General features: G+C 64.6%; 20 protein-coding genes. 15 read left to right on the top strand and 5 right to left on the bottom strand.

Annotated elements, in window-relative coordinates; all coding sequences use genetic code 11:
* Nucleotides 1-19 precede the first annotated feature (19 nt).
* The 3 genes from AC1DCF_RS09560 to AC1DCF_RS09550 all read left to right on the top strand — a co-directional run bounded on the left by AC1DCF_RS09560 (nucleotide 20) and on the right by AC1DCF_RS09550 (nucleotide 1882).
* A complete protein-coding gene (locus AC1DCF_RS09560) occupies nucleotides 20-472 on the top strand; it encodes an FHA domain-containing protein (protein ID WP_441789321.1) in 453 nt (150 codons plus the stop codon).
* Nucleotides 472-1170 (top strand): transcriptional regulator FtsR, encoded by a 699-nt coding sequence (gene ftsR, locus AC1DCF_RS09555; protein WP_477210793.1) that lies wholly within the window; start codon nucleotides 472-474, stop codon nucleotides 1168-1170. Before AC1DCF_RS09560 ends, ftsR begins: the two co-directional genes overlap by 1 nt.
* Before the next feature lie 160 nt (nucleotides 1171-1330).
* Entirely contained in the window at nucleotides 1331-1882 is a 552-nt protein-coding gene (locus AC1DCF_RS09550; RefSeq protein WP_441789007.1) for a MerR family transcriptional regulator, read from the top strand.
* Nucleotides 1883-2125: 243 nt separating this feature from the next.
* Here the strand turns inward: AC1DCF_RS09550 and AC1DCF_RS09545 are convergent, their stop codons facing one another.
* Nucleotides 2126-2941: a ParA family protein gene (locus AC1DCF_RS09545; protein ID WP_345061911.1), complete on the bottom strand. Its 816-nt coding sequence runs from the start codon at nucleotides 2939-2941 to the stop codon at nucleotides 2126-2128.
* Between the two features lie 77 nt (nucleotides 2942-3018).
* On the opposite strand from AC1DCF_RS09545, the gene AC1DCF_RS09540 reads away from it, so the two are divergent.
* From AC1DCF_RS09540 to def, 3 genes are all read left to right on the top strand, one after another.
* Nucleotides 3019-6423: a pyruvate carboxylase gene (locus AC1DCF_RS09540; RefSeq protein WP_477210792.1), complete on the top strand. Its 3405-nt coding sequence runs from the start codon at nucleotides 3019-3021 to the stop codon at nucleotides 6421-6423.
* Nucleotides 6424-6458: 35 nt separating this feature from the next.
* On the top strand, nucleotides 6459-7856 hold the full coding sequence (locus AC1DCF_RS09535; protein ID WP_477210791.1) for a MinD/ParA family ATP-binding protein: 1398 nt from the start codon (nucleotides 6459-6461) through the stop codon (nucleotides 7854-7856).
* Between the two features lie 72 nt (nucleotides 7857-7928).
* Nucleotides 7929-8420: a peptide deformylase gene (gene def, locus AC1DCF_RS09530; RefSeq protein WP_477210790.1), complete on the top strand. Its 492-nt coding sequence runs from the start codon at nucleotides 7929-7931 to the stop codon at nucleotides 8418-8420.
* Nucleotides 8421-8492: 72 nt separating this feature from the next.
* Here the strand turns inward: def and AC1DCF_RS09525 are convergent, their stop codons facing one another.
* Nucleotides 8493-10313, bottom strand: coding sequence for an AMP-dependent synthetase/ligase (locus AC1DCF_RS09525; RefSeq protein WP_477210920.1), 1821 nt, complete (start codon nucleotides 10311-10313; stop codon nucleotides 8493-8495).
* Nucleotides 10314-10568: 255 nt separating this feature from the next.
* Here AC1DCF_RS09525 and AC1DCF_RS09520 point away from each other — a divergent pair, with 255 nt between their 5' ends.
* The 3 genes from AC1DCF_RS09520 (at nucleotide 10569) to AC1DCF_RS09510 (ending at nucleotide 13699) form a co-directional block, all read left to right on the top strand.
* Nucleotides 10569-11516 carry an ROK family glucokinase gene (locus tag AC1DCF_RS09520; protein ID WP_477210789.1) on the top strand — a complete coding sequence of 316 codons (948 nt, stop codon included), beginning with the start codon at nucleotides 10569-10571 and terminating at the stop codon, nucleotides 11514-11516.
* Between the two features lie 28 nt (nucleotides 11517-11544).
* Nucleotides 11545-12234 carry a lysophospholipid acyltransferase family protein gene (locus tag AC1DCF_RS09515; RefSeq protein WP_441789002.1) on the top strand — a complete coding sequence of 230 codons (690 nt, stop codon included), beginning with the start codon at nucleotides 11545-11547 and terminating at the stop codon, nucleotides 12232-12234.
* A gap of 94 nt (nucleotides 12235-12328) precedes the next feature.
* On the top strand, nucleotides 12329-13699 hold the full coding sequence (locus AC1DCF_RS09510) for a class II 3-deoxy-7-phosphoheptulonate synthase (RefSeq protein ID WP_441789001.1): 1371 nt from the start codon (nucleotides 12329-12331) through the stop codon (nucleotides 13697-13699).
* Nucleotides 13700-13930: 231 nt separating this feature from the next.
* Here the strand turns inward: AC1DCF_RS09510 and pknB are convergent, their stop codons facing one another.
* Both pknB and AC1DCF_RS09500 read right to left on the bottom strand, forming a co-directional pair.
* On the bottom strand, nucleotides 13931-15904 hold the full coding sequence (gene pknB, locus AC1DCF_RS09505; protein ID WP_477210919.1) for a Stk1 family PASTA domain-containing Ser/Thr kinase: 1974 nt from the start codon (nucleotides 15902-15904) through the stop codon (nucleotides 13931-13933).
* A gap of 117 nt (nucleotides 15905-16021) precedes the next feature.
* Complete coding sequence (locus AC1DCF_RS09500; protein ID WP_477210788.1) at nucleotides 16022-17212, bottom strand: LysM peptidoglycan-binding domain-containing protein; 1191 nt, start codon at nucleotides 17210-17212, stop codon at nucleotides 16022-16024.
* Between the two features lie 301 nt (nucleotides 17213-17513).
* Between AC1DCF_RS09500 and AC1DCF_RS09495 the strand changes: the two genes are divergently transcribed.
* The gene (locus AC1DCF_RS09495; protein ID WP_441788999.1) at nucleotides 17514-17855 is read left to right on the top strand and encodes an Rv2175c family DNA-binding protein; all 342 of its coding nucleotides are present in this window, start codon (nucleotides 17514-17516) and stop codon (nucleotides 17853-17855) included.
* Nucleotides 17856-18097: 242 nt separating this feature from the next.
* On the opposite strand, the gene AC1DCF_RS09490 is transcribed toward AC1DCF_RS09495, so the two are convergent.
* Complete coding sequence (locus tag AC1DCF_RS09490) at nucleotides 18098-19183, bottom strand: polyprenyl synthetase family protein (RefSeq protein ID WP_477210787.1); 1086 nt, start codon at nucleotides 19181-19183, stop codon at nucleotides 18098-18100.
* Nucleotides 19184-19259: 76 nt separating this feature from the next.
* On the opposite strand from AC1DCF_RS09490, the gene AC1DCF_RS09485 reads away from it, so the two are divergent.
* The 5 genes from AC1DCF_RS09485 (at nucleotide 19260) to AC1DCF_RS09465 (ending at nucleotide 23891) form a co-directional block, all read left to right on the top strand.
* On the top strand, nucleotides 19260-19649 hold the full coding sequence (locus AC1DCF_RS09485) for a DUF3040 domain-containing protein (RefSeq protein WP_477210786.1): 390 nt from the start codon (nucleotides 19260-19262) through the stop codon (nucleotides 19647-19649).
* Nucleotides 19650-19982: 333 nt separating this feature from the next.
* Nucleotides 19983-20414 (top strand): division/cell wall cluster transcriptional repressor MraZ, encoded by a 432-nt coding sequence (gene mraZ, locus AC1DCF_RS09480; RefSeq protein ID WP_441788996.1) that lies wholly within the window; start codon nucleotides 19983-19985, stop codon nucleotides 20412-20414.
* A 101-nt stretch (nucleotides 20415-20515) separates the two neighbouring features.
* Nucleotides 20516-21469 carry a 16S rRNA (cytosine(1402)-N(4))-methyltransferase RsmH gene (rsmH, locus tag AC1DCF_RS09475; RefSeq protein ID WP_441789318.1) on the top strand — a complete coding sequence of 318 codons (954 nt, stop codon included), beginning with the start codon at nucleotides 20516-20518 and terminating at the stop codon, nucleotides 21467-21469.
* On the top strand, nucleotides 21466-22038 hold the full coding sequence (ftsL, locus tag AC1DCF_RS09470) for a cell division protein FtsL (protein WP_441788995.1): 573 nt from the start codon (nucleotides 21466-21468) through the stop codon (nucleotides 22036-22038). Before rsmH ends, ftsL begins: the two co-directional genes overlap by 4 nt.
* Nucleotides 22039-22082: 44 nt before the next feature.
* Entirely contained in the window at nucleotides 22083-23891 is a 1809-nt protein-coding gene (locus tag AC1DCF_RS09465) for a peptidoglycan D,D-transpeptidase FtsI family protein (protein WP_477210785.1), read from the top strand.
* Nucleotides 23892-23899: the final 8 nt, after the last annotated feature.

Genomic DNA, 23899 nt, shown 5'->3' with positions numbered 1-23899 from the left:
GCACGACACAGAGCGCCAGGTGGCGCCCGACAGCTCGTCGGGGAGCACTGATACGACTCTGAACTTCAGCCAAGAGTTCGCTGCCGCGATGGCCGGCATCGATGCGGATGTCAGTGCCGAAGAGCAGGAAGCGATCGCTGCGCTCCCTTCGGGGTCTGCGCTGCTCGTTGTGCGGCGTGGCCCGAACACGGGTGCGCGTTTCCTCCTCGACGCCGATGTGACGACCGTTGGTCGTCATCCCGAGGCTGACATTTTTCTTGACGACGTCACGGTGTCTCGCCGTCACGCCGAGTTCCTGCGACACGGAACCAAGTTCGAGGTCAAGGACCTGGGTTCCTTGAACGGCACCTATTTCGACGGCGAACGCATCGAATCGGCCGTGCTCACTGACGGCGCAGAGGTGCAGGTCGGAAAGTTCCGACTCACCTTCTACGCATCGAGGCACGACCGCGCGCGTGCGAAGAGCGACTAGTGAGCCCTGTCTCCGCCGCGGCAAAGTCTTCACACGCCGCGCCATTGCTGAGTATTGGGCAGGTACTCGCTCGGTTGACCCCCGAGTTTCCTGACCTGACACCGTCGAAGCTGCGATTTCTCGAGGAGCAGCGGCTGGTCTTCCCTGCACGCACCGAATCGGGTTACCGCAAGTTCGGCGCGAGCGACGTCGAGCGCCTCCGGTTGATTCTGTCGACGCAGCGCGACCACTACCTTCCGCTCAAGGTCATTCGCACCTACCTCGAAGAGTTGGATGCGGGACTGTCGCCGACGCTTCCGGGCGGGGCAACTCTCGGACCGACAATGTTGACCACCACGCGGCGGTTCAGCCGCGAGGAATTGCTGCGCGAGGCCGCTGCGTCAACGACGCTGCTTCACGACGCGATCTCCGCATCGATCATCTTGCCGGCCGATCACTACGGCGATGAGGCCTTGAGCGTGCTCAAAGCCCTGGTCGAGTTGCAGCGGAGTGGCATCGAGCCACGGCATTTGCGCGGCTTCCGCGGAGCGGCAGAACGCGAGCTGGGATTGATCGAAAGCGCCCTTGTGCCGCTGTCCCGGCGCAAAGATGCGTCGAGTCGGGCGAAGGCCAGTGAGATGGCGGTGGAGATCGCCGGGCAGCTCGAAGTCGTGCGCGGCAGCCTGATTCGGTCTGCTCTCGGGCGACTTGTCACCTAAAGACGTACACTGGAAAAGCGCCACCGATCGGCTTGCCCACAAATAGTTGGCTCGACACGCCGAATCCGTCTAACGGATGTGAAGGCCGAACGTCCTTTGCCTCGATAGCGTGGTTACTGCGAGCCGTCAGCGTCGCAGACAAACCCCGAGAGGCAAGCGTATGAGTGAACTCAATTCCCAGAGCGAAGCTTCCCGCTACGGTTTGGACCTGCTGTTCACCGACGGACTTCCGGAGCTCGATGAGCACACCGGTTACCGGGGAGCCGTCGCAGCCCGCGCTGCGGGAATCAGCTACCGCCAGCTCGACTATTGGGCACGCACCGAACTCGTGCAGCCGACCGTTCGCGGCGCAGCCGGATCCGGCTCGCAGCGCCTCTACGGATTCCGCGACATCCTCGTTCTGAAGCTCGTTAAGCGCCTTCTCGACACCGGAATCTCGCTTCAGCAGATTCGCACCGCCGTCAATCAGCTGCGTGAGTCCGGCGTGAGCGATCTCGCCCAGACAACGCTGATGAGCGATGGCGCCAGCGTCTACCTCTGCACGTCGAACGACGAGGTCATCGACCTCGTCAGCCGCGGCCAAGGTGTCTTCGGCATCGCCGTCGGCAAGGTGCTGCGTGAGGTCGAATCAAGCCTCGTCGAGCTCGACGTGCAGGCTGTCGACCAGGCTGACGAACTTGCTCAGCGTCGGACGTCGCGCAAAATCTCTTAATCAACCTCTATCTCGTTGGTCGAGGAGCGCGCGAGCTTGCGAGCGCGCGTCTCTCGAGCGATGTACTGAGCTTGTCGAAGTGACCACGCGAGACGATCTCTGAACGTGGTTGCGTTTGAGCACTCGCTCAGGTGATCTCGACAGGCTCGATCACCGACGGTTGCGTTTGAACAGTGGCTCACGCGGTTTCGAGACGCGGCCGACTCCGTCGGGCGCTCCTCAACCACCGAGGTTGCTAGCCGACTACGCGTCGCGCGGCTTCTCCGCATAGTCGCCGATTCGCGCGGTGCGCAGAACCCGATCGAGCAGCTGGTCGAAGTAGCGCGCCATTTCCTGCGCGCTGTCGCCCGGCCAGATGTGCAACGGCTTTGCGGCACCCTGCGCCTGCTGCAGCGAGGTACGTTCGGGCAGCTGCGGGCTGAGCACGAGCGGGCCGAACATGTCCCGCAGTTCCTTGATGCGGAACTGGTGCTCCAGCGACGCCGTGCGGGCACGGTTGACGATGATGCCGAGCGGCTGCAGACGCGGGCTGAGTCCACGGCGAATCTCTTCGATGGCGCGCAACGCACGGTCGGCGGCGGCCACCGAGAACAGGCCGGGCTCGGTGACAACGGCCACGCGGTCGCTGGCGGCCCAGGCGGTGCGAGTGAGCGCATTGAGCGACGGCGCACAGTCAATGAGCACGAGATCGTACTCGTGCTCAACCGTCGACAATGCTTCTTCAAGTTTCCAAATGTCACGGATGCTGGGGTGCGGTCCGTCGAAATTGATGGCCGACGGGCTTCCGATCAGCACATCGATCGTTCCGGAACGCCCCTTGGTCCAGCCACTCGGGGCGATAGCGGCGCGCACTGTCTTCTCCTTGGGAGAAGCGAGCACATCGGCCACGTTCAGATGGCCGGCCACCTGAATGTCCATGCCGGTGGACACATCCGATTGGGGGTCGAGATCAACGACCAAGGTGCGCACACCGCGGGCGAAGGCAGCAGAAGCAAGACCAAGGGTCACCGTGGTCTTTCCTACGCCTCCTTTGAGGGAGCTGACGCTAAGTACGTGCACAAGTAGCTACGTTACCTTCAGTAGGCTTACAGAACCTAACCGTTAGCTGTGTGCCGCCCCACGCTCGAAAGGTCTGAATGTTTACCAAGATTCTTGTTGCCAACCGTGGTGAAATCGCGATTCGAGCGTTTCGAGCGGCCTATGAACTCGGCGCGAAGACCGTTGCGGTGTTCCCACACGAAGACCGAAACTCGCTGCACCGGCTGAAGGCCGATGAGGCGTATGAGATTGGTGAACCGGGCCACCCGGTGCGCGCCTACCTCACGGTGAGTGAAATCATCCGTGTCGCTCAGGAGTCCGGCGCCGACGCCATCTACCCCGGCTACGGCTTTCTCTCTGAGAACCCCGAACTGGCCGAGGCTGCCGCTGCAGCGGGCATCACCTTCATCGGCCCGGGCAAGAGTGTGCTCGAAATGGCCGGCAACAAGGTCACCGCGAAGGAACACGCGATTGCCGCCGGCGTTCCGGTGCTCAAGTCGACCCCGCCGTCTGAAGACGTCGACCTCCTGATCAGCCAGGCCGACGAGATCGGCTTCCCGATCTTCGCCAAGGCCGTCGCCGGCGGTGGTGGCCGTGGCATGCGCCGCGTGAACACGAAGGCCGAACTGCGTGGCTCGCTCGAAGAAGCGATGCGCGAGGCGAAGAGCGCATTCGGCGACTCGACGATGTTCCTTGAGCAGGCCGTGCTCCGCCCCCGTCACATCGAGGTTCAGATCCTCGCCGACGCCACAGGCGAGACGGTCCACCTGTTCGAGCGTGACTGCTCGGTTCAGCGCCGCCACCAGAAGGTCATCGAGATCGCTCCGGCCCCGAACCTTGACGAAGACGTGCGCCAGCGCATGTACAAAGACGCCATCGCGTTTGCCCGCTCGATCGGGTACGTCAACGCCGGTACCGTCGAGTTCCTGCTCGACACCGAGGGCGAGCGCGCCGGACAGCACGTGTTCATCGAGATGAACCCGCGCATCCAGGTTGAGCACACGGTGACCGAGGAAGTCACGGATGTCGACCTCGTCGTCTCGCAGATCCGCATCGCCGCAGGGGAGTCGCTCGCCGATCTCGGCCTGCTGCAGAAGGACATCAAGCTGCGCGGCGCCGCCCTGCAGTGCCGCATCACCACGGAAGACCCCACGGCCGGGTTCCGACCCGACACCGGCAAGATCACCACGTACCGTTCGCCCGGTGGCGCCGGCATCCGACTCGACGGTGGAACCATCAACCCGGGTGCTCAGATCAGCCCGTACTTCGACTCGATGCTGGCCAAGCTCACCTGCCGTGGGCGCGACTACGCAGCCGCGGTCACGCGCTCGAAGCGTGCGCTGGCCGAGTTCCGCATCCGTGGCGTCTCCACCAACATCCCGTTCCTGCAGGCTGTGCTCGACGACGCCGACTTCGCAGCCGGCAACCTGAGCACCTCCTTCATCGACGAGCGTCCCGAGTTGCTGAAGGGTCGCGCGTCGAAGGACCGCGGCACCAAGATCCTGAACTGGCTGGCCGACGTCACGGTCAACCACCCGCACGGCGTGCCGGCGACCACCCTCCACCCGGCCGAGAAGCTTCCGACCCTCGACCTCTCGGTTCCGGCCCCGGCCGGTTCGCGTCAGCGGCTGCAGGAGCTCGGCCCGCGCGGCTTCGCTCAGGCGCTGCGTGCGCAGACCGCACTGGCGGTGACGGACACGACGTTCCGTGACGCTCACCAGTCGCTGCTGGCCACCCGGGTGCGTACCCGCGACCTCGTCGCCGCCGCACCGTACGTGGCTCGCCTCACCCCGCAGCTGCTCTCTGTCGAGGCCTGGGGCGGTGCAACCTACGACGTGGCGCTGCGCTTCCTCGGCGAAGACCCGTGGGAGCGTCTCGCCGCGCTCCGCGAGGCGCTGCCGAACATCAACATCCAGATGCTGCTGCGCGGCCGCAACACCGTTGGTTACACCCCGTACCCGACCGAGGTGACCGATGCCTTCGTCAAGGAGGCCGCGGCCACCGGTGTCGACATCTTCCGCATCTTCGATGCGCTGAACGACGTCTCGCAGATGCGTCCGGCCATCGACGCCGTTCTGGCAACCGGCACCAGCGTGGCTGAGGTGGCCGTCTGCTACACCGGCGACCTGATGAACCCGGACGAAAAGCTCTACACGCTCGACTACTACTTGCGTCTGGCCGAGCAGATCGTCGACTCCGGCGCGCACATCCTCGCCATCAAGGACATGGCCGGGCTCCTCCGTCCCGCCGCGGCGGCCAAGCTCGTCACGGCCTTCCGTGAGCGTTTCGACCTGCCGGTGCACGTGCACACGCACGACACCCCGGGTGGGCAGCTGGCGACCCTGCTGGCCGCCAGCGCGGCCGGTGCCGACGCCGTCGACGTCGCATCCGCTTCCATGGCCGGCACCACCAGCCAGCCGTCGGCCTCCTCGCTCGTCGCAGCCCTGGCTCACACCGAGCGCGACACCGGCATCCCGCTGCAGAATGTGCTCGACCTGGAGCCGTACTGGGAAGCCGTGCGCATGGTCTACCGACCGTTCGAATCCGGCCTCGCCGGCCCGACCGGCCGTGTCTACAAGCACGAGATCCCGGGCGGTCAGCTGTCAAACCTGCGCACGCAGGCAGTCGCGCTGGGTCTGGCCGACCACTTCGAGCTGATCGAAGACATGTACGCGGCCGCGGATGCGATCCTCGGCCGGGTGCCCAAGGTCACCCCCTCGTCGAAGGTCGTCGGCGACCTCGCCCTCTACCTCGCAGCCGTCAAAGCCGACCCGGCCGACTTCGCCGAGAACCCCGGCAACTACGACGTGCCTGACTCGGTTGTCGGATTCATGGCCGGAGAGCTCGGCGACCTGCCGGGCGGCTGGCCGGAGCCCTTCCGCACGAAGGTGCTCGCCGGACGCAACATCAAGATCGGCGTCACGGAGATCACGGAGTCCGAGCGCAAGGCGTTGAACGCCGACAGCACGTCACGCCGTCAGATGCTCAACCAGTTGCTGTTCCCGGCACCGACGCGTCAGTTCGAGCAGATCCGTGAGCTGTTCGGCGATCTGTCGGCCGTCGACACCGTCGACTACCTCTACGGCCTCAACCAGGGTCGCGAAAGCATCATCGAGATCGAGAAGGGCGTGCGTCTCTACGCGGGCCTTGAAGCGATCGGTGAAGCCGACGACAAGGGCATGCGCACCGTCATGACGATCCTCAACGGCCAGATGCGCCCTGTCTTCGTGCGGGACCGCAGCATCACCGTCGAGACCAAGGTTGCGGAGAAGGCCGACGCCAACCAGCCGGGTCAGGTGGCTGCCCCGTTCTCGGGCGTCGTCACCCTGCAGATCGAAGATGGAGCCAGCGTGGAGGCCGGTCAGACCGTCGCATCCATCGAAGCAATGAAGATGGAAGCGGCGATCACCTCGCCGATCGCCGGCACCATCGAACGGGTGGCAATCCCGAAGACACAGCAGGTCGATGCGGGAGATCTGCTGGTCGTCGTTCGACCACGGTAGGCTTGGCCTCGGTCCACCGAGGGAAAGATTGACTTTTGTCTGAAAAACGCATCGACGATGAGGGTTCCGTTGAACTTGCTTCGACGGAACCCGACGTCGCCCTGATCGCTGAGCCTGGCGACGAGTATCACAGTGAGCTGCCCCCGCACACGATCAAGAACATGGCGGCGGCCCTGCCCGACAGCCTCAGTGTCGCGCTGCCCACCGAGCCGGTGTCTGCCAGGGCACGTGCGCTCGACGACTCGCGTTCGCGGTCCCGCGCGTTCGACAGCAGCCCGCGCTCGTCGGTGACCAGCCGCAGCACTGCCACGGCACCCGCGCAGCCGTCGACTCACACGATTGAGATCAGTACCCCGACGGTCGCCCGTGCCGACCGCTCGGACCGCTCGGCGTCGCTTAGCGCCGGATATTCCGACGGCCACAGCGGCGCCCACACCGAAACCGCGATTTCTCCGGCCCGCCGTTCGGGCACTGGCACGATTGATGCCCCGGAATCTGCGTCGATGCTCACCTCCGACCGTCTGCTCACGGTCAACCGTCGCACCCGTAAGGCTCCGCGCGGTGGCTGGAACCGATTCGTCTACAACGTGACGCTGCACCTGGTGAACCTGGGTGACTCGGCCAAGGTGCGCGCTGCCGATGAACTCGACGCCCGCATCCGCAAGCACTTCGAGGGTGGCGCACGCTTCGTGCCGATCCTCACCCGCAAGGGCGGTGTCGGTAAGACCACGGTCACCGCATTGCTCGGGATGGCCCTGGCCGACGCCCGCGAAGACCGCATCATTGCGATCGACGCCAACCCTGACCGGGGCACGCTGTCGGAGCGGGTCAGCAAGCAGACCCGGTCGACGGTGCGCGACGTCGTCACGAAGGCCGCCTCGATCGGCGGCTTCACCGACTTCTCGGCTCTGGTCTCCCGCGACGAGACCCGTCTCGACATCCTGGCGTCAGACACCGACCCGCTGCTCTCCGAGGCCTTCGACGAGAACGACTACAACGTCGTCGCCGACCTCGCTGCACGGTTCTACTCAATCGTGCTCACCGACTGCGGCACCGGCATCGTTCACTCGGTGATGCGAGCCACGCTGCAGCGTGCCGACTCCATCGTCATCGTCTCCGGCGGCAGCGTCGATGAGGCCCGGCTGGCATCTGAAACGTTGACCTGGCTGGAAGCCAACGGCTACGGCGAGTTGGTGCGCAACTCCATCGTTGCGCTCAATACGGCGACCCAGGGCACGAACCTGGTGAAGCTCGAGGAGATCGAGTCCCACTTCCGCTCGCGCGTGCGCGAGATCGTACGCATTCCCTATGACCCGCAGCTGGCTGCGGGAAGTGTGGTGTCCTACAAAGACCTGCAGCCGATCACGAAGCTCGCGTCACGCACGCTGGCCGCACTCGTGGTCGAGGGACTTCCGGCCACGCGCGCCGTTTAACTCAGCCCACTTCACTTTCGGCGCGGCTCGGACACCCGCGGTGCGCGCCCCATCACGACAGGGAGTCCACCCGTGGCCGAGCGCCCGATTCGTCTTTTCGGAGACCCGGTACTGAAGACCGTTTCCGACCCGATCACCGTCATCGATGAGCGCGTTCGCGGTCTCGTCGCCGATCTGATCGACAGTGTGCGCCTTCCCGGCCGGGCCGGCGTTGCCGCCGCACAGATCGGCGTGAACCTGCGGGCCTTCAGCTACAACGTCGATGGTGAGATTGGGTACATCCTGAACCCGGTCATCGTCGAGTTGACGGGGGAGCCGGAACTCGTCGACGAGGGCTGCCTGTCGGTTCCGGGACTCTGGTACCCGACGATGCGCTACCCGTTCGCGCGGGTCACCGGCATCGACCTCGATTCGAAGCCGATCGAACTCTCCGGAACCGGGCTGATGGCGCAGGCGCTGCAGCACGAGACCGATCACCTCGACGGGATGCTCTACCTCGACCGCCTCGATCGCCCGAGCCGCAAGGCCGCGATGAAGGAAGTGCGCGAGTCGAGCTGGTTCTAACTACCACCAAGGAACGAGAGAGGCGGGCCCGACCACCGAAATGGTCGAACCCGCCTCAGCGTCTGGTGCGAGCTACTCGCGAATGACCGGCTGACTCTCGGTCACGACTGAGTCCGCGTACAGGCTCTCGATCGTCTCGGCGAAGTCGCGCAGGATGATGTTGCGCTTGATGCTGAGTTTCGGTGTCAGGTAGCCGTCGGCTTCAGTCAATTCGCCGGGCAGAACCACGAACTTGCGAATCGACTCAGCCCGCGACACTCGGTCGTTGGCGTGGTCGACCGCGCGCTGCACTTCGGCCAGCACGATCGCGTTGGTGGAGGCCTCGGCGATGGTCATCCCAGCGTCTTCCCCGTTGTTGTTGAGCCAGACGGGGAGCATTTCCGGGTCGAGGGTGATCAACGCGCTGATGAAGGGCTTCTTGTCGCCGACGACAACGACCTGGCCGACCAGCAGGTTGGCGCGAATCGGGTCTTCGAGCGCGGCGGGGGCGACATTCTTGCCACCGGCCGTCACAATGATCTCCTTCTTGCGTCCGGTGATCGTGAGGAAACCGTCATCGTCGATCGCGCCGATGTCGCCGGTCTTGAACCATCCGTCGTTGAACACCTCGGCGGTCGCCTCTGGGTTGTTCCAGTACTCCTTGAAGATGTTGACGCCCTTGAGCGAGATTTCACCGTCGTCGTCGAGGCGCACCGACACTCCGGGCAGCGGGGGGCCGACCGTGCCGATCTTCGACTTTGTGGCGAGGTTCACCGTGGCCGGTGCGGTGCTCTCGGTCAGGCCGTAACCCTCGAGGATCACAATGCCGAGGCTGTGGAAGAAGTGGCCGAGGTGAGCCCCGAGCGGTGCCGATCCCGACACGGCGTACTTGACGTTGCCACCCATCGCCGCGCGCAACTTGCTGTAGACCAGCTTGTCGAACAGGGCGAACTTGATCTTGGTCATCATCGGGATGCTCTGGCCGGCTTCGAGCGCCTCGGAGTGCTCGACGGCAACCGCGGCCGCAGCGCGGAAGATCTTCCCCTTGCCGCCGGCTTCAGCCTTCTGCTCAGCCGAGTTGTAGACCTTCTCGAAGACCCGGGGGACAGCAAGGAGGAAGGTCGGCTTGAAGCTCCCGAGCGACGAAAGAAGCTGCTTGGTGTCCGCTTGGTGTCCGACCCGCACGCCGTTGTCGACGCAGAGCACCGCGATGAAGCGGGCGAAGACGTGGGCGGTGGTGATGAACAGCAGCGTCGATGCGCCGTTCTCGTCTGAGAGCACCTCGTGCAGGGCGACGCCCGCGTTGCGGCTGGTCTCGACAAAGTTCGCGTGGGTGAGCACGCAGCCCTTGGGCTTGCCGGTCGAGCCGGAGGTGTAGATGAGGGTGGCGATATCTGAGCTCACCGCGAGGTTGCGACGGCGCTCGATCTCGTCATCCGTCACGTTCACGCCGCCGGCGACGAGCTTGTCGAGGTCGCCGAGGTCGATCTGCCAGACCGAACCGATCAACGGCAGGTCGGCGTGTACCTCATCGAACTTGGAGAAGTGGTCGGGGGTCTCGATCAGGATCGAGGTGGCGCCCGAATCGCTCATGCTCCACTGGATTTGGCTGGGGGAGCTGGTCTCGTAGATCGGCACGAGCACGGCGCCGGCGAACCAGACGGCGAAGTCGATCAAGGTCCACTCGTAGCGGGTCTTGCAGATCAGACCGATCTTGTCGCCGGGCTCAATACCTGCGGCGACGAAGCCCTTGGCCAGGGCGATGACCTGGGCGTGGAACTCCCTGGTCGTCACCGGCAGCCAGCCATTGTTGCTCGGCAATGAGAACAACACGGAGTCTGGGGTGGCAGCCAACCGGCCGATCAGCAGATCAGTGCAGTTGGCATCGGGGTCGGCGGGGACCACTGCTGGCATGTCAATCTGTTTCACGGCAACTCCTTTGGTACCGGGCGGGCGGTGAATACCGGGTGGCCACACGGCGTCGATGTCTCTTTCGCCCTGCGGCTAGCTGGTTTACTACACTCTAGGGGGTGCTGCTCCCGGTGCTCTGACAGTTCGCTGGCGCGTTCTCCCGCCAGAACACCTGTCTCCCACCCGCACGACACCGCAGTTCACCCACTTGCTCTGTGAGCAGACTCCCCACGACTCCCACGAGGAAAGGTGCAATACGTGCACGCGATCGGCATTGATATCGGCGGAACCAAGATTGCCGGCGCCCTCGTCGACGAGGACGGCGCAATTCTCCGGGCCGAGCGGGTGCCGAGCCCGGCCGGCGACCCGCGCGAGATCGAAGACGCCGTCGTTGCCATGATCGAGAGCCTGTCGGCGGGGGAGAAGGTCATCGGCGCCGGTGTCGCCGCTGCCGGATTCATCGACGCCGCGCAGTCAACCGTGTACTACGCCCCCAACATCAATTGGCGCAACGAACCGTTCCGCGACAAGCTCGAAGCGCGACTCGACCTGCCGGTCATCATCGAGAACGACGCCAACGCCGCAGGATGGGCCGAGTTTCGCTACGGGGCCGGCCGGCTGTACAGCGACATGGTCACGCTCACCATCGGCACCGGCGTCGGCGGCGCCATCGTCGCCAACGATCGCTTGTTCCGCGGTGGCTTCGGAGCCGGCGCCGAGCTCGGCCACCTGCGCCTGATTCCCGACGGACTTCCCTGCGGCTGCGGCGCCCACGGCTGCATCGAACAGTACGGCTCGGGTCGGGCGCTGCTACGCATCGCCAACGAGTTTGCGGATGCCGGCGGCGTCGGCCTCGGTCTCGCCTCGGTGCGTGAGCAGAACGGCGGGCTCACCGGTGACGATGTGGGCCGGCTGATCATCGACGGCGATGGCGGCGCCCTGGCCGCCCTGCGCCAGCTCGGCGCTGCACTCGGGCAAGCCTGCGCGAGCCTCGGGGCCGTGCTTGACCCGCAGGTCTTCGTCTTCGGTGGGGGAGTCGCCGCAGCCGGCGAGTTGCTGCTCGAGCCGATCCGCACCTCCTACCTCGACCACCTGCCGGCCAGGGGCTACCACCCCGAACCCGAGTTCAAGACGGCAGAACTCGTCAACGACGCCGGCGTTGTCGGCGCGGCGGATCTCGCCCGCCTGCACGCCCTGTCGCAGTAGGCTGAAGAGCGGCGGAGGAGAGTCAACGATGTTCTACTGGATCATGAAGAACATTGTCGTCGGACCGATCCTTCTCGGTCTGTTTCGGCCGTGGGTGATCGGCCTGGAAAACATCCCGAAACAGGGTGGCGTCATCCTGGCCAGCAACCATCTCTCGTTCATCGACTCGGTGTTTCTGCCGCTGGTGGTGCCGCGTCGTGTCGCGTTTCTCGCCAAGAGCGAATACTTCACCGGGAAGGGTCTGAAGGGCTGGGCGACCCGCCTGTTCATGACCGCGTCCGGGCAGCTGCCGATCGACCGGTCGGGGGGCAAGGCCTCTGAGGATTCCCTCAACACCGGCCTCCGCGTGCTCGGCTCCGGCGACGTGCTCGGCATCTATCCCGAAGGCACCCGCAGCCCCGATGCGAAGCTGTACCGGGGGCGCACCGGGGTGGCCCGGATGGTGCTCGAATCCGGCGTTCCCATCGTGCCCGTGGCAATGATCGACACCGAGAAGGCGATGCCGACCGGAACCCGCATCCCGAAGATTCGCCGCATCGGCATCGTCATCGGCAAGCCGCTCGACTTCAGCCGGTTCGAGGGAATGGAGGGTGACCGATTCGTGTTGCGCTCTGTGACCGACGAGCTCATGTACGAGCTGCAGCACCTCAGCAAGCAGGAGTATGACGACGTGTATGCGAGCAGCGTCAAAGAGAAGCGTGCCAGCCTTTCGCGATAAGCTTCGACCAGCGCGCTCGCCTGGCGACGCGTACCTTCCATCACCCCGGCCTGCGTGTTTACGCGTGCCACCGAAGAGAAAATAGGGATAGTCAGTGGTAGACCCCACCGAACCGGTCGTATTGGCAGACGAATCTGTGATCGCGGGCCTCGACTATTGGCGCACCCTTCCGATCAAGCAGCAGCCGTCGTGGCCGAACGCCGACGCTGTCGCTGCGGCATCCGCCGAACTCGCCACCCAGCCGCCGCTGGTGTTTGCCGGTGAGGTCGACATTCTGCGCGACCGCCTGGCCGAGGCTGCTCGCGGAGAAGCCTTCCTCTTGCAGGGCGGCGACTGCGCCGAGACCTTCAGCGGAGCGAACGCCGACCAGATCCGCAACCGGGTGAAGACCGTGCTTCAGATGGCCGTCGTGCTCACCTACGGTGCGTCGATGCCGGTCGTCAAAATGGGCCGCATGGCCGGGCAGTTCGCCAAGCCGCGCTCGAGTGACTTCGAAACTCGCGGCGACGTGACCCTGCCGGCCTACCGTGGCGACATCGTGAATGGCTACGACTTCACCCCCGAATCACGTGAAGCCGACCCGGCCCGCCTGATCAAGGGCTACCACACGGCCGCCTCAACCTTGAACCTGATCCGTGCGTTCACACAGGGTGGCTTCGCCGACCTGCGCCAGGTGCACAGCTGGAACCAGGGCTTCGCCAAGAACCCCGCCAACCAGCGCTACGAAAAGATGGCGAAGGAGATCGACCGCGCCATCAAGTTCATGATCGCGTGCGGTGCAGACTTCGAGGCGCTCAAGCGCACCGAGTTCTACACCAGCCACGAGGGTCTGCTGATGGACTACGAGCGCCCGATGACGCGGATCGATTCGCGCACCGGCACTCCGTACAACACCTCGGCGCACTTCATCTGGATCGGAGAGCGCACCCGTGAACTCGACGGCGCACACGTCGACTTCCTGTCGCGCGTGCGCAACCCGATCGGTGTGAAGCTCGGCCCGACCACGACCGCCGATGACATGATGCGCCTCGTCGACCTGCTCGACCCGAACCGCGAACCCGGACGCCTCACGTTCATCACGCGCATGGGTGCCGGCAAGATCCGGGATGCCCTGCCTCCGCTTCTCGAAGCGATCAAGGCAAGCGACGCCCAGCCGCTCTGGGTCACCGACCCGATGCACGGCAACGGCATGACGACCCCGCTCGGCTACAAGACCCGTCGGTTCGACGACGTCGTCGACGAGGTCAAGGGCTTCTTCGAGGCGCACCGCGCCGTCGGAACCCACCCGGGTGGCATCCATGTGGAACTCACCGGCGACGACGTCACCGAGTGCCTCGGCGGTTCGGAGCACCTCGACGAGGCTGCGCTGGCTACTCGCTACGAGTCGCTCTGCGACCCGCGTCTGAACCACATGCAGTCGCTGGAACTGGCGTTCCTTGTCGCTGAGGAACTCGCTCAGCGCTAACAGCACGTGCATACTCTGGCCCGTTGACTCACGTCGGCGGGCCAGGGCTGTTTGTATTCCGAGTGGGGCATGTGTCTAGGGGTGCCGGGGCCTGACGCCGTGCCGCGCCGAGTTTGACCGTTCCGGTCGAGTTGCCCCGCTCCGCCGGTCAAGCTCGACCGAAGGTGTCAAGCTCGGCGAAAGGACAACGCGACCCGTGCAGGCGACAGATGCATGCGCTGGCCGACAGCGCTAGAGGGAGAACGTCACCTTGACGGTTGACCCGCGCGGAACTGATTCGCCGACACCGGGCGTGACGGTGGTCACGGTGACCAGGGCGGGGAACGTGTCGGCAAACGCGTTGTAATCAAGTTTCAGGCCGGCGTTCTCGAGAATCGATTTGGCGTCGGCCCAGGTCTTGCCGATGACATCCGGCACCTCGACGGGCTCGGGGCCGCGCGACACGGTCAGTGAGAACGTGGTTCCCTCGCGAACGGGGCCATCGGTGGTCGGGGCAGCCGAAATCACGAGGCCCTTCGGCACCGAGTCGCTGTATTGCTCCTCGCCGGCCTCGGCCTTCAAATTCTTGTCGCCGAGAGTCGCCGTCGCATCCTCAACCGACTGGCCGGAGACATCCGGCACAGCACCGAGTGAGACGGCCAGGTTGATGGTCTTGCCTTCGAACGACGGCCCGCCCTGGGAGAGGTCGGCGCCGTCACCCTCGCTGCCCGCGGCGAGCACGATTCCGGCCGGAATGGAGTTGTTGAACTGCGGGTCGATCGACCCGACATTCGCCTTGAGATCCGTGATGGCCTTCCTCGCCGCGTCTTCGCTCAACCCTGCAAGAACGGGAATCGTGATCGGCTGCGGGCCCTGCGACACGTTGAGCGTCACAGCGCTGCCCTTGTCCACACGGATGCCCGTGCCCGGCAGGGTGCTCGCGACGAGTCCTTCCGGGACGGTCCCGCTGTACTCAGTGCCGAGCTTGACGGTCAGGCCGAGCTCTTTCAACTGGGCAGTCGCGTCGTCGGGCGACAACGAGAGGAGTTTCGGAACGGCGACCTGTGAACCGGGGCCTGCACCGAAGTACCACCCGGTGCCCCCGGCTATCGCAGCAAGCAGAATGATTGCAGCGAACAGCCAGTAGCCGCGGCGTTTGCGCTTGTGTGCCTTCTCGGCTAGCTCGGCACCGGGCTCATCCGGTGTGTCATCCTCGGCGACCAGCGGGGTCGAGCCGAAGATCTGAGTGTCGGCGTCGGCGATCTCATCGAAACGGCCGGGCATCACCATGGTCGAGGCGGCATTGGCTGCCACGGCGCCGCCTCCAGCGGCAAGCGCGGTCCCGGTCAACACCGTGGTGGCCGCCATCGAGGGGTCGGCGGCGAGCGGAGCGCCGGCTTCCGGCGGGCCGACGACTGCGCCACCGGCCTGCAGATAGTCGAGCAGAACGCGCGCGTCACGCGGGCGGTCTTCCGGATCGCGGGCCGTCGTCCACGCGACGACCTCGTCGAAGGTCGCCGGAATTCCGGGAACCTTGCTGCTCGGCACCGGCACGGTGTCGTTGGCGTGCTGGTAGGCGATCCGCATCGGCGCTTCGCCCTGGTACGGCTGCTCACCGGTGAGCATCTCGTAAGTCAGAATGCCGAGCGCGTAAATGTCGCTGCGGGCATCCGCCACACCACGGGTGACGAGCTCGGGGGAGAGGTAGGCAATCGTGCCGAGCAGAGCCTGGCCGGTCGCTGTGTTGTTGCTTGCCGCCCGGGCAAGACCGAAATCGCCGAGCTTGATGCGGCCGTCGTCTGCCAGCAGAACGTTTTCGGGTTTGACATCGCGGTGAACGATGCCGGCCTTGTGCGCCGCAGCGAGGCCGCTGAGCACGGCGACCAGGATGTCCATCGTCTGCTCAGGGGTGAGCCGACCGTAGTCCTTGATCAGGTCGCGCAGGGTGATTCCCGGCAGATACTCCATCACCAGGTAGGCCATGTCGGCGTCTTGACCTTGGTCGAAGACGTTCACGACATTCGGATGCGCCAGGCGGGCCGCAGAGCGAGCCTCCTGCACGAAGCGGCTCTTGAACGTGTTGTCGTCGGCCAGGTGACCGTGCATGATCTTGATGGCCACACGGCGCTCGAGGCGCAGGTCAGTGGCGAGGTAGACGGTGGCCATGCCGCCACGGGCGATTCGGGAGCGCACCTGATAGCGGCCGTCAATCAGACGGCCGAGCATCGGGTCACTCGGGGTATCGCTCACTCGTCGATTCTAGAGAACGGCGCGGGGTTAGCCCCGATAAAACACCGTGAACGATCCGTTTGGTCGCGAAGTCGTTACCGAATAGGTGTCAGATCAACCGAGTTCGGCCAGCCACGCTCGGGCTGAACTCTCCCACTTGGCGTAGAGGTCGGGGTGGCCCGAAATTTGAACGGCCTGTGCAGCGTCGGTGACCGACATCGATTCCCAGCCTGAAATGTCGAGAAGGCCACGGACTTCGTCGTTCGGGTTGCCCGGACCGCCGAAGAAAGCGCGGGTGGCGCGTTCAGGATCCGTTACCTGCTCCGGAGTGCCCCAACCGGCGCTCGGACGCTGCTGGAACAGCCCCAGCGAATCGCGATCGCCGAACTCAATGTTGCGCAGTCCCGATTCCTGGGCGGCGGCGGCGAGAGCGACCACGATTCCGAAGTCGCTGACGCCCATCGAACGGCCGATCGAGATGATCGTGTCGGCGTTGCGGCGCATCTCATCGGTCAGTGCGACGACGCTCGGGTCGGTGTGGGCGGACGGCGCAGCGGGAGTTTCCTGAGGAGTCACCCACACTGCCGATTCCACGGCGTGTCCGCTCGGGACCGCCAGGTTCTGGCCCGGGTAGATCATGCTCTCCCAGCTCAGGCCGTTGGCATCGAGGATCGCCTGCACCGAGACGCCCAGGGTTGACGCCACGCCACTGATGGTGTCGCCGCTGACGATCGTGTAGGTCGATCCCGATCCTGACGCTGCCGGCTGCACGGAGCTGACGGCCTCGACCGTGGAGCTGGCTCCGGCACCGCTCTCGGGGAGCACGATGACCTGGCCGGGAAAGATCACGCTGCTGGTCGAGAGCCCATTGGCGCGAAGCACAGCGGTCGTGGTCAGCCCGTGAGCCGAAGCCACGCCACTGATGGTGTCGCCGCTCTTGATCGTGTAGCGGGAGATTTCACTGGCCGGACTCGCCGGTTGCTGGATGCTCTGGGTGCCGGTGTTCTGCACGCTCAAGGTCAGTTTCTGACCGGGGAAGATGACGGCTTGCCAGCCCAGCCCGTTCAGGGCGAGCACTGACGCCGTGGACAGACCGAACTTGCCGGCGATCCCACTGACGGTATCGCCCGCCTGCACCACGTAGTCCTGCGGGGCGGCGGTGACCGTCGCCGGAGTCGACGAAGCGGCGACAGTCGCGGCCGTGAGAGTAGGCGGCGTCGTCTTGAACTTGAGTGGCTTCTTCGCGTGAGTCGCGGCATCCGCGGGGGAGACAATGTGCAATGTCATCGCGATGGCGCTGACCATGACAACGGGGATGCTGGCGAGAATTCTGCGCGAACGCCGAGCGCCGCGGGGTTTCGCTGTGCCGTGATTCTGCGGTGCAGAATCCGCCGGATTGTGATGAGCTTCCTGCGCCGGCATGGTGTCCCCTTGGTTCGTGGTGCGTTCCCCACGCTGACATAGATGCATAGGCGAGTCAATCAGCCGTGCCGGTGTGACGAGAGTTCGTTGAAGGAATAGCGTCGAATCGACGATTTCGGCGCAATTTCGGATGCTGGGGTGCGAGATGTTTCCCAACTGCCCTGAATCGTGGGAAGGTTGGACTGTGACAGACACGTACTCTGATCAGCAGTGGCTGACCATTCCTGACCTCGTTGAAATGCTTGGATTGAGCCAGAGCCGCGTGCGGCAGCTCATCGAAGACAAATACCTTCTTGCTGTGCGCCGTGACGGCAAACTTCAGGTTCCCGCCGCCTTCTTGAAAGAAGGAGCGCCGCTCGGCGAATTGCGCGGCACCATCTACGTGCTCGGCGACGACGGCTTCACCGACGAGCAGGCCATGGACTGGCTGCTCAACGTCGACGACAGCTTGGGCGTTCCGCCGATCGAGGCGCTCCGTGCCGGCCGCAAGGCCGAGGTGCGTCGCGTCGCTCAGGCGCTCGCGTAACTCGCACTTCTCGCTGAGGCCCCTGCCTGAGTGGCTCGGTCGCGCCCGGCGACCCTCGACAGGTCGCTGCGCGGGTTGAAAACCGCTGCGCGTGCTGAGTTCAACCAGCGCCGCGGTTTTCAACGCGCGCGCCGCCTGTGAGAAGCGAGCGCCAGCGGGCGTCTCGAAACCGCGCGAGCCGACCTCCAACCACCGAAGTGGTTTCGAGCTGAACTCTTAGGAAGTGGTTTCGAGCTGAACTCTTAGAACGTGCGGCGCGTCACCGTGTCGGTGAGCGCGCCGAGTTCGAGGATCGCGTCGGCGCGCAACGGAGCGGAGGCAAGCACCTCGCGCGCCGTGGCGACGTTCTCGGCGATGAGCGCTTCGACGCGGTCGACGGCTCCGCTGTCATGAATCGCGTTCTGCAATGCCACGATCTGTGACTCGTCAAGCTCAGGATTGCCGAGCAATTCGTCGATCAGGCTGCGCGTTTCGCGGGTGCCGTGGTCGCGGGCGAGGGCGATCAGCACGGTGCGCTTGCCCTCCCGGAGGTCATCACCGCTTGGCTTGCCGGTGACCGCGGAATCGCCGAACACGCCGAGCAGGTCGTCGCGCAGCTGAAAAGCGATTCCGAGCGGCAGTCCGAATTCCCGCAGTGCGCCCAGTTGCTCCGTGCTGGCGCCGGCGAGGGCCGCACCGATCACGAGCGGCGCCTGCACGCTGTACTTGGCCGACTTGTAGACGATCACCCGGTGAGCGCGGTCAAGCAACTCGGCATCGGGCTGGGTGACCCAGGCGCGCTCCTCGAGGATGTCGAGGTACTGGCCGGCGGTGACCTCGGTGCGCATCCGGTTGAACTCGATCCGTGCCCGACGGGCGCTGGCCGCGTCGGTCACCTCAAGCAGGGCGTCATCGAGAAGTTCGTCGCTCCAGCCGAGTATGAGATCGCCGAGCAGAATCGCGGATGCCCGGCCGAACTCGGCATCGTCGCCGGCCCAGCCCGATGCACGGTGCAGACCATCGAACAACTTGTGCGCAGACGCGGCGCCGCGGCGGGTATCTGAGTTGTCGATGATGTCATCGTGCACCAGCGCGGCGGCGTGAAAGATCTCGAGTGCGGATGCCGCCCCGACGATGGGGGAGAGCGGAGAGTCTGGCGCAGAGACGCTCCTCCACCCCCAGTAACAGAAAAGGGCCCTGAATCGCTTGCCACCGCTGAGAAATTGCCGTGAGAAATCAACGAGCGCGATAAGGTCAGGGCTGATCGAGGTCACAATGGACTCACGGCTCGCCACGAAATTCTCGATGCGAGAGTGAACTAAACCGACTAGACGAGTGCTTTCAACCACGTGTCTAGCCTAGCCAACCCTGCGGCGCTAGAATTAAGAGCTAAACCCGCTCGATCCCGTAATTGGAGGGAATGAGATGCCGCTATCAGAACAGGAGCAGCGACTCCTCGAAGAGATGGAGCGCAGCCTCTATCACAACGACGCTGATTTTGTGGCGACGGTTGGAGCAACGCGACTTCGACCTAGCTATCGTTCGATAGCTCTGGGGGTGCTCCTCGTCGTTGCCGGAATCGCACTGCTGATTGCGGGCGTCGCCCTGCATCTGCTGTGGCTCGGGATCATCGGGTTCATTGTCATGTTCGGCGGGGTGCTTCTGGCCATCACGCCCGGGCGCGCCAGTCGCGGCTTCTCGCCCGGCGGGTCCACCGGGCACGGTCGAAGCCACGCCACCTCACGGAAGTCCGACCAGGGCTTCATGGACAAGATGAACGACCGTTGGGATCGCCGCCAAGACGGCAATCACTGACGCAGTCGCACTGAGACAGTTGCTCTGACGCAGTCGCACTGACGACGTTCGCCCTCGCGCGCCGAGAGGTCGCGTCACCAGGCTGAGTAGTAGTAGGCAGAGTCGCAATTCACGGGCCGATCTTCTGATCGGCCCTTTTTTGTGCGCCCGAACGCGCCAGGAATCGCGGTGCTTGATCGGCCTCTCCGTTTCCCTCCACCACGGTGTCCCCTGAGATTTCGGGCATTCGTGGGCGACTTCTGGTCGAATATCGCTCAATTTCCCTCGAAAGTGGTGGGTTGTGGAGTAAAGTGGAGCAACTCCTGACCCTGGCCGGAAGAGAAGAGGTGATGAATGTTCCTTGGGACCTATGCCCCGAAGCTCGATGAGAAAGGGCGCATCATTCTCCCGGCCAAGTTTCGCGATGAGCTGGCCACCGGCGTGGTCATGACGCGGGGCCAGGAAAACTGCATCTACGTGTTCAGCACTGACGAGTTCGAGCAGCTGCACGAGAAGATCAAACAAGCCCCCGTCACCAGCAAACAAGCCCGCGATTACTTGCGGGTTTTTCTTTCTGGAGCCGCAGCAGACACCCCGGACAAGCAGAACCGGGTCATGATTCCGGCCAATCTGCGCAGCTACGCCGGCCTTGACCGTGAACTCACGGTGATCGGCGCGGGCAGCCGCGTCGAGATCTGGGACAGCGCGGCTTGGGACAGCTACCTCACCGAACAAGAAACCGCGTTCGCCAACACTACGGAGGAGGTGATTCCGGGACTCTTCTAGCCCCTGGTGCCTGACTCCCAGCCGTTCACCCCTGACACACTTCCCCGGTGCCAGGTCGAATGGATGGGGATCCGGAATCAGGGTCGTTCCCGGCACTATCTATGGCCATCAACGACATCCACACCCCGGTACTGCTCGAACGCTGCATTGAGCTTCTCGCCCCCGCGCTTCAGAAGCCAGGAGCCGTTCTCGTCGACGGCACTCTCGGAATGGCCGGCCACGCCGAGGCCTTCCTCACCCGGTTTCCCGAGCTGACATTGGTCGGACTCGATCGTGACCTCGAGGCACTCGCGATCGCCGAAGAACGATTGAAGCCGTTTCACGACCGCATTCACCTGGTTCACACCGTGTACGACGGCATCGGCGATGCCCTCGACTCACTCGGCATTCCCGAGGTCGACGGCATCCTCTTCGACCTCGGTGTGTCGTCGTTGCAGCTCGACCAGGTCGACCGTGGTTTCTCCTATTCCAAGGATGCGCCGCTCGACATGCGCATGGACAACACCTCGGAGCTGACCGCCGAACGCATCCTCGCCGACTACAGCGAACAGGACCTGCGCCGTATCTTCCAGGAGTACGGCGAGGAGAAGCTTGCTGCACGGTATGCCAAGGCCATCGTCGAAGCCAGAGAACACACGCCGTTCGTGCGTTCAGCGCAACTTGTTTCAGTGATCACCGCGGTGACCCCCGTCGTGGTGCAGCGTCAAGGGCACCCGGCCAAGCGGGTCTTCCAGGCCCTGCGCATCGAGGTCAACCAGGAACTTGCCGTTCTCGAACGCACGATACCTGCCGCTCTCGAAGCTGTCGCCGTGGGCGGTCGCATCGTCGTCATGTCGTACCAATCGCTGGAAGACCGCATCGTGAAGCGGGCTCTGGCCAAGGCGACAAGTTCCAGCGCTCCCGCCGGCCTGCCGGTGGAGCTGCCGGAGCACAAGCCCCTGTTCACCCTGCTCGTGCGGGGCGCAGAACTCGCAACCGATGAAGAAAAGGCAGAGAACCCGCGTGCAACGCCGGTTCGTCTGCGTGCAGCCGAACGCATCAGGAGAGCCGAATGAGCGACAACCTCGCACGGGTTCTGCGCCCGAGCCAGCTTCCGGAACCCGAACGCGAGCAGACTCCGGCGCGCCGGCCGCTCCAGATCGTCACCACGCGCACCCAGCGCAAGGCCCGCCCGCGCATCATCTATGCGTTCACCGCGGTGACCGGCATCGTGGTCATCATCTTCGCCCAGCTCTTGGTGAGCGTCGGTATCTCCCAGGGCGCATTCGAGATCTCGACGCTGCAGAAAAGCCAGGTTGAGCTCGGCCGCACCGCCGACAGCGTGCGCGAGAACCTCGTGCGGGTGTCGGCACCGCAGGCTCTCGCCGCGAACGCCGAGGCCCTGGGCATGGTGAGCAATTCGAACCCGGTTTTCCTGCGACTTTCCAACAACGCGGTGAGCGGTGTGCCCAGCCCCGCGGCCGGAACCACGGTCAATGCAGCGGCGCTGGTGCCGAACGCACTGCTGACCGGGATTCCCCTGGTCACTCAGCTCCCCGTCGCCGGCGCAGAGATTGCCCCGCCGGTCGGCGCACCCGTGACCATTCCCGCCGACGGTGGGATTCCGACCCCGATGACGCACTAACCGCAGCAGACCGGTAGCACCACAACGGCAGTAAGGAATTAACAGTGTCGACCAGTACAGGACCGACGAACACCGGAACCGTCACCAGTCGATCGACGAAACGGCGCATCGTCTGCACGATCATCCTGCTGTTCGTGATCGTTGCTGTCTTCGTCGTCAAGCTCGTCGACATCCAAGTTGTGAGGGCCGACACGCTCAATTCCGACTCGCTCGGCAACCGCTCGGTCGAAGACGTCGTCTACGGCTCGCGGGGAGACATCCTCTCGGCCGACGGGGTCGTGCTCGCCGGAACCGTCATGCGCTACGACGTCGCCCTGTCGCCGAAGAATGCCGGTCCGGTCGATCGGGAGGTCGACGGCAAGGACACGACGATCCCGCTCGCGCAGACGGCGGCCGAGATCGGAGCGCTCACCGGGCAAAGCGGTGACGCCATCCTCACCATGATCTCTGCGGCCCTGGCGGACAACCCGAAGTCCGACTACGCACTGGTGGCGAAGCAGGTCGACGTGGATGCCTTCCAGGCGTTGGACAAGCTGGACATCCCGTGGTTGACATTCAAGAAGCACCCGGGACGGGTTTACCCGAACGGTGCCGTCGCCGGAAACCTCGTCGGGTTCGTCTCGTCGGAGGGCGAGGCACAGGCCGGTCTCGAACTCGCCCAGGACTCCTGCCTGGCCAGCCAGGACGGCGTTGAGACCTACGAGAAAAGCGGCAAGGGCATTCCGCTGCCCGGCAGCACCGTTGAGGTGAGCAAAGCGAAGAACGGCGGAAGCGTCGTCACGACCATCGACTCTGATCTGCAGTGGTTCGTCGCCCAGGCGCTGGCCGCACAAGCGCAGAAGACCGGAGCGGCCTGGGGCAATGTCGTCGTGCAGGAAGCGAAGACCGGCAAGTTGCTCGCCGTCGCCGATTATCCGTCCGTCGACCCGAACAACGTCAACGGCACGCCCAACCCCGACGACCGCGGTTCCCGCGCCTTCACTGCCTCGTTCGAGCCCGGCTCGACCTTCAAGGCCCTCACCGCGGCCTCAGCGATCGACGCGGGCGTTGCCACGCCCAGCGACAAGGTCGTCGCCCCCTACCGGTACATCCCGGCCAACGGAGCTGACATCAACGACAGCTCGATCCACGGCGACCTGAACTTGACCTTGACCGGCGTTCTGATCGAATCGTCGAACACCGGAATGTCGAAGTTCGGCGAACGCATGAGCTCAGAGCAGCGCTATGACTACATGACCAAGTTCGGTGTCGGCACCGAGACCGAGGCCGGCTTCCTCGCCGAGGACTCGGGCATTTTGCACCCCTGGGAAGACTGGGACAACCAGACCGACTACGCCACCATGTTCGGGCAGGGGCTCACCACCACGGCCGTGCAGAACGCCAGCATCTACCAGACCCTCGCCAACGGCGGGGTGCGGATGCCCGTGCAGCTGGTTGCGGGATGCCGTCAGGCCGACGGAACCGTCACCGAGGTGCCGGCGGCCGAGGGGCGACAGGTCGTTTCAGCAGCCGCGGCCAAAGAAACCTCGGAGATGCTCGAGATGGTTTACCAGCAGGCGTGGCTCAAAGATGTCTGGAACATTCCGGGCTACCGAGTCGCGTCGAAGACCGGAACCGCCCAGGCTGCGGATGGCAACGGCGGGTACTCCAAGGGGTACATCGTGTCGGTCGAGGGCTTCGCGCCGGCCGACGATCCGCAGTTTGTCGTTTCGGTGACTCTGGCAGATCCTGTTAACATGAATACGTCTGCCGCACCGGCTCCGATCTTTCAGGAGGTCATGAGCCAGGTGCTGAAGAAGTATCGGGCAGTTCCCTCAGGTACCCCTGCACCTGCACTCCCTGCCACCTGGTAAGAAAGCGA

The sequence above is a fragment of the Leifsonia sp. 10L418 genome, assembly GCF_056395445.1.
This window is presented reverse-complemented; position numbering and strand designations above follow the sequence as displayed.

Coding starts and splice junctions, on each gene's coding strand:
- AC1DCF_RS09550 (WP_441789007.1), top strand. CDS start 1,331: ATGAGTGAACTCAATTCCCAGAGCGAAGCTTCCCGCTACGGTTTGGAC.
- AC1DCF_RS09540 (WP_477210792.1), top strand. CDS start 3,019: ATGTTTACCAAGATTCTTGTTGCCAACCGTGGTGAAATCGCGATTCGA.
- AC1DCF_RS09525 (WP_477210920.1), bottom strand. CDS start 10,313: ATGCCAGCAGTGGTCCCCGCCGACCCCGATGCCAACTGCACTGATCTG.
- AC1DCF_RS09515 (WP_441789002.1), top strand. CDS start 11,545: ATGTTCTACTGGATCATGAAGAACATTGTCGTCGGACCGATCCTTCTC.
- pknB (WP_477210919.1), bottom strand. CDS start 15,904: ATGCTCGGCCGTCTGATTGACGGCCGCTATCAGGTGCGCTCCCGAATC.
- AC1DCF_RS09500 (WP_477210788.1), bottom strand. CDS start 17,212: ATGGTCAGCGCCATCGCGATGACATTGCACATTGTCTCCCCCGCGGAT.
- AC1DCF_RS09485 (WP_477210786.1), top strand. CDS start 19,260: ATGCCGCTATCAGAACAGGAGCAGCGACTCCTCGAAGAGATGGAGCGC.
- mraZ (WP_441788996.1), top strand. CDS start 19,983: ATGTTCCTTGGGACCTATGCCCCGAAGCTCGATGAGAAAGGGCGCATC.
- rsmH (WP_441789318.1), top strand. CDS start 20,516: ATGGCCATCAACGACATCCACACCCCGGTACTGCTCGAACGCTGCATT.
- ftsL (WP_441788995.1), top strand. CDS start 21,466: ATGAGCGACAACCTCGCACGGGTTCTGCGCCCGAGCCAGCTTCCGGAA.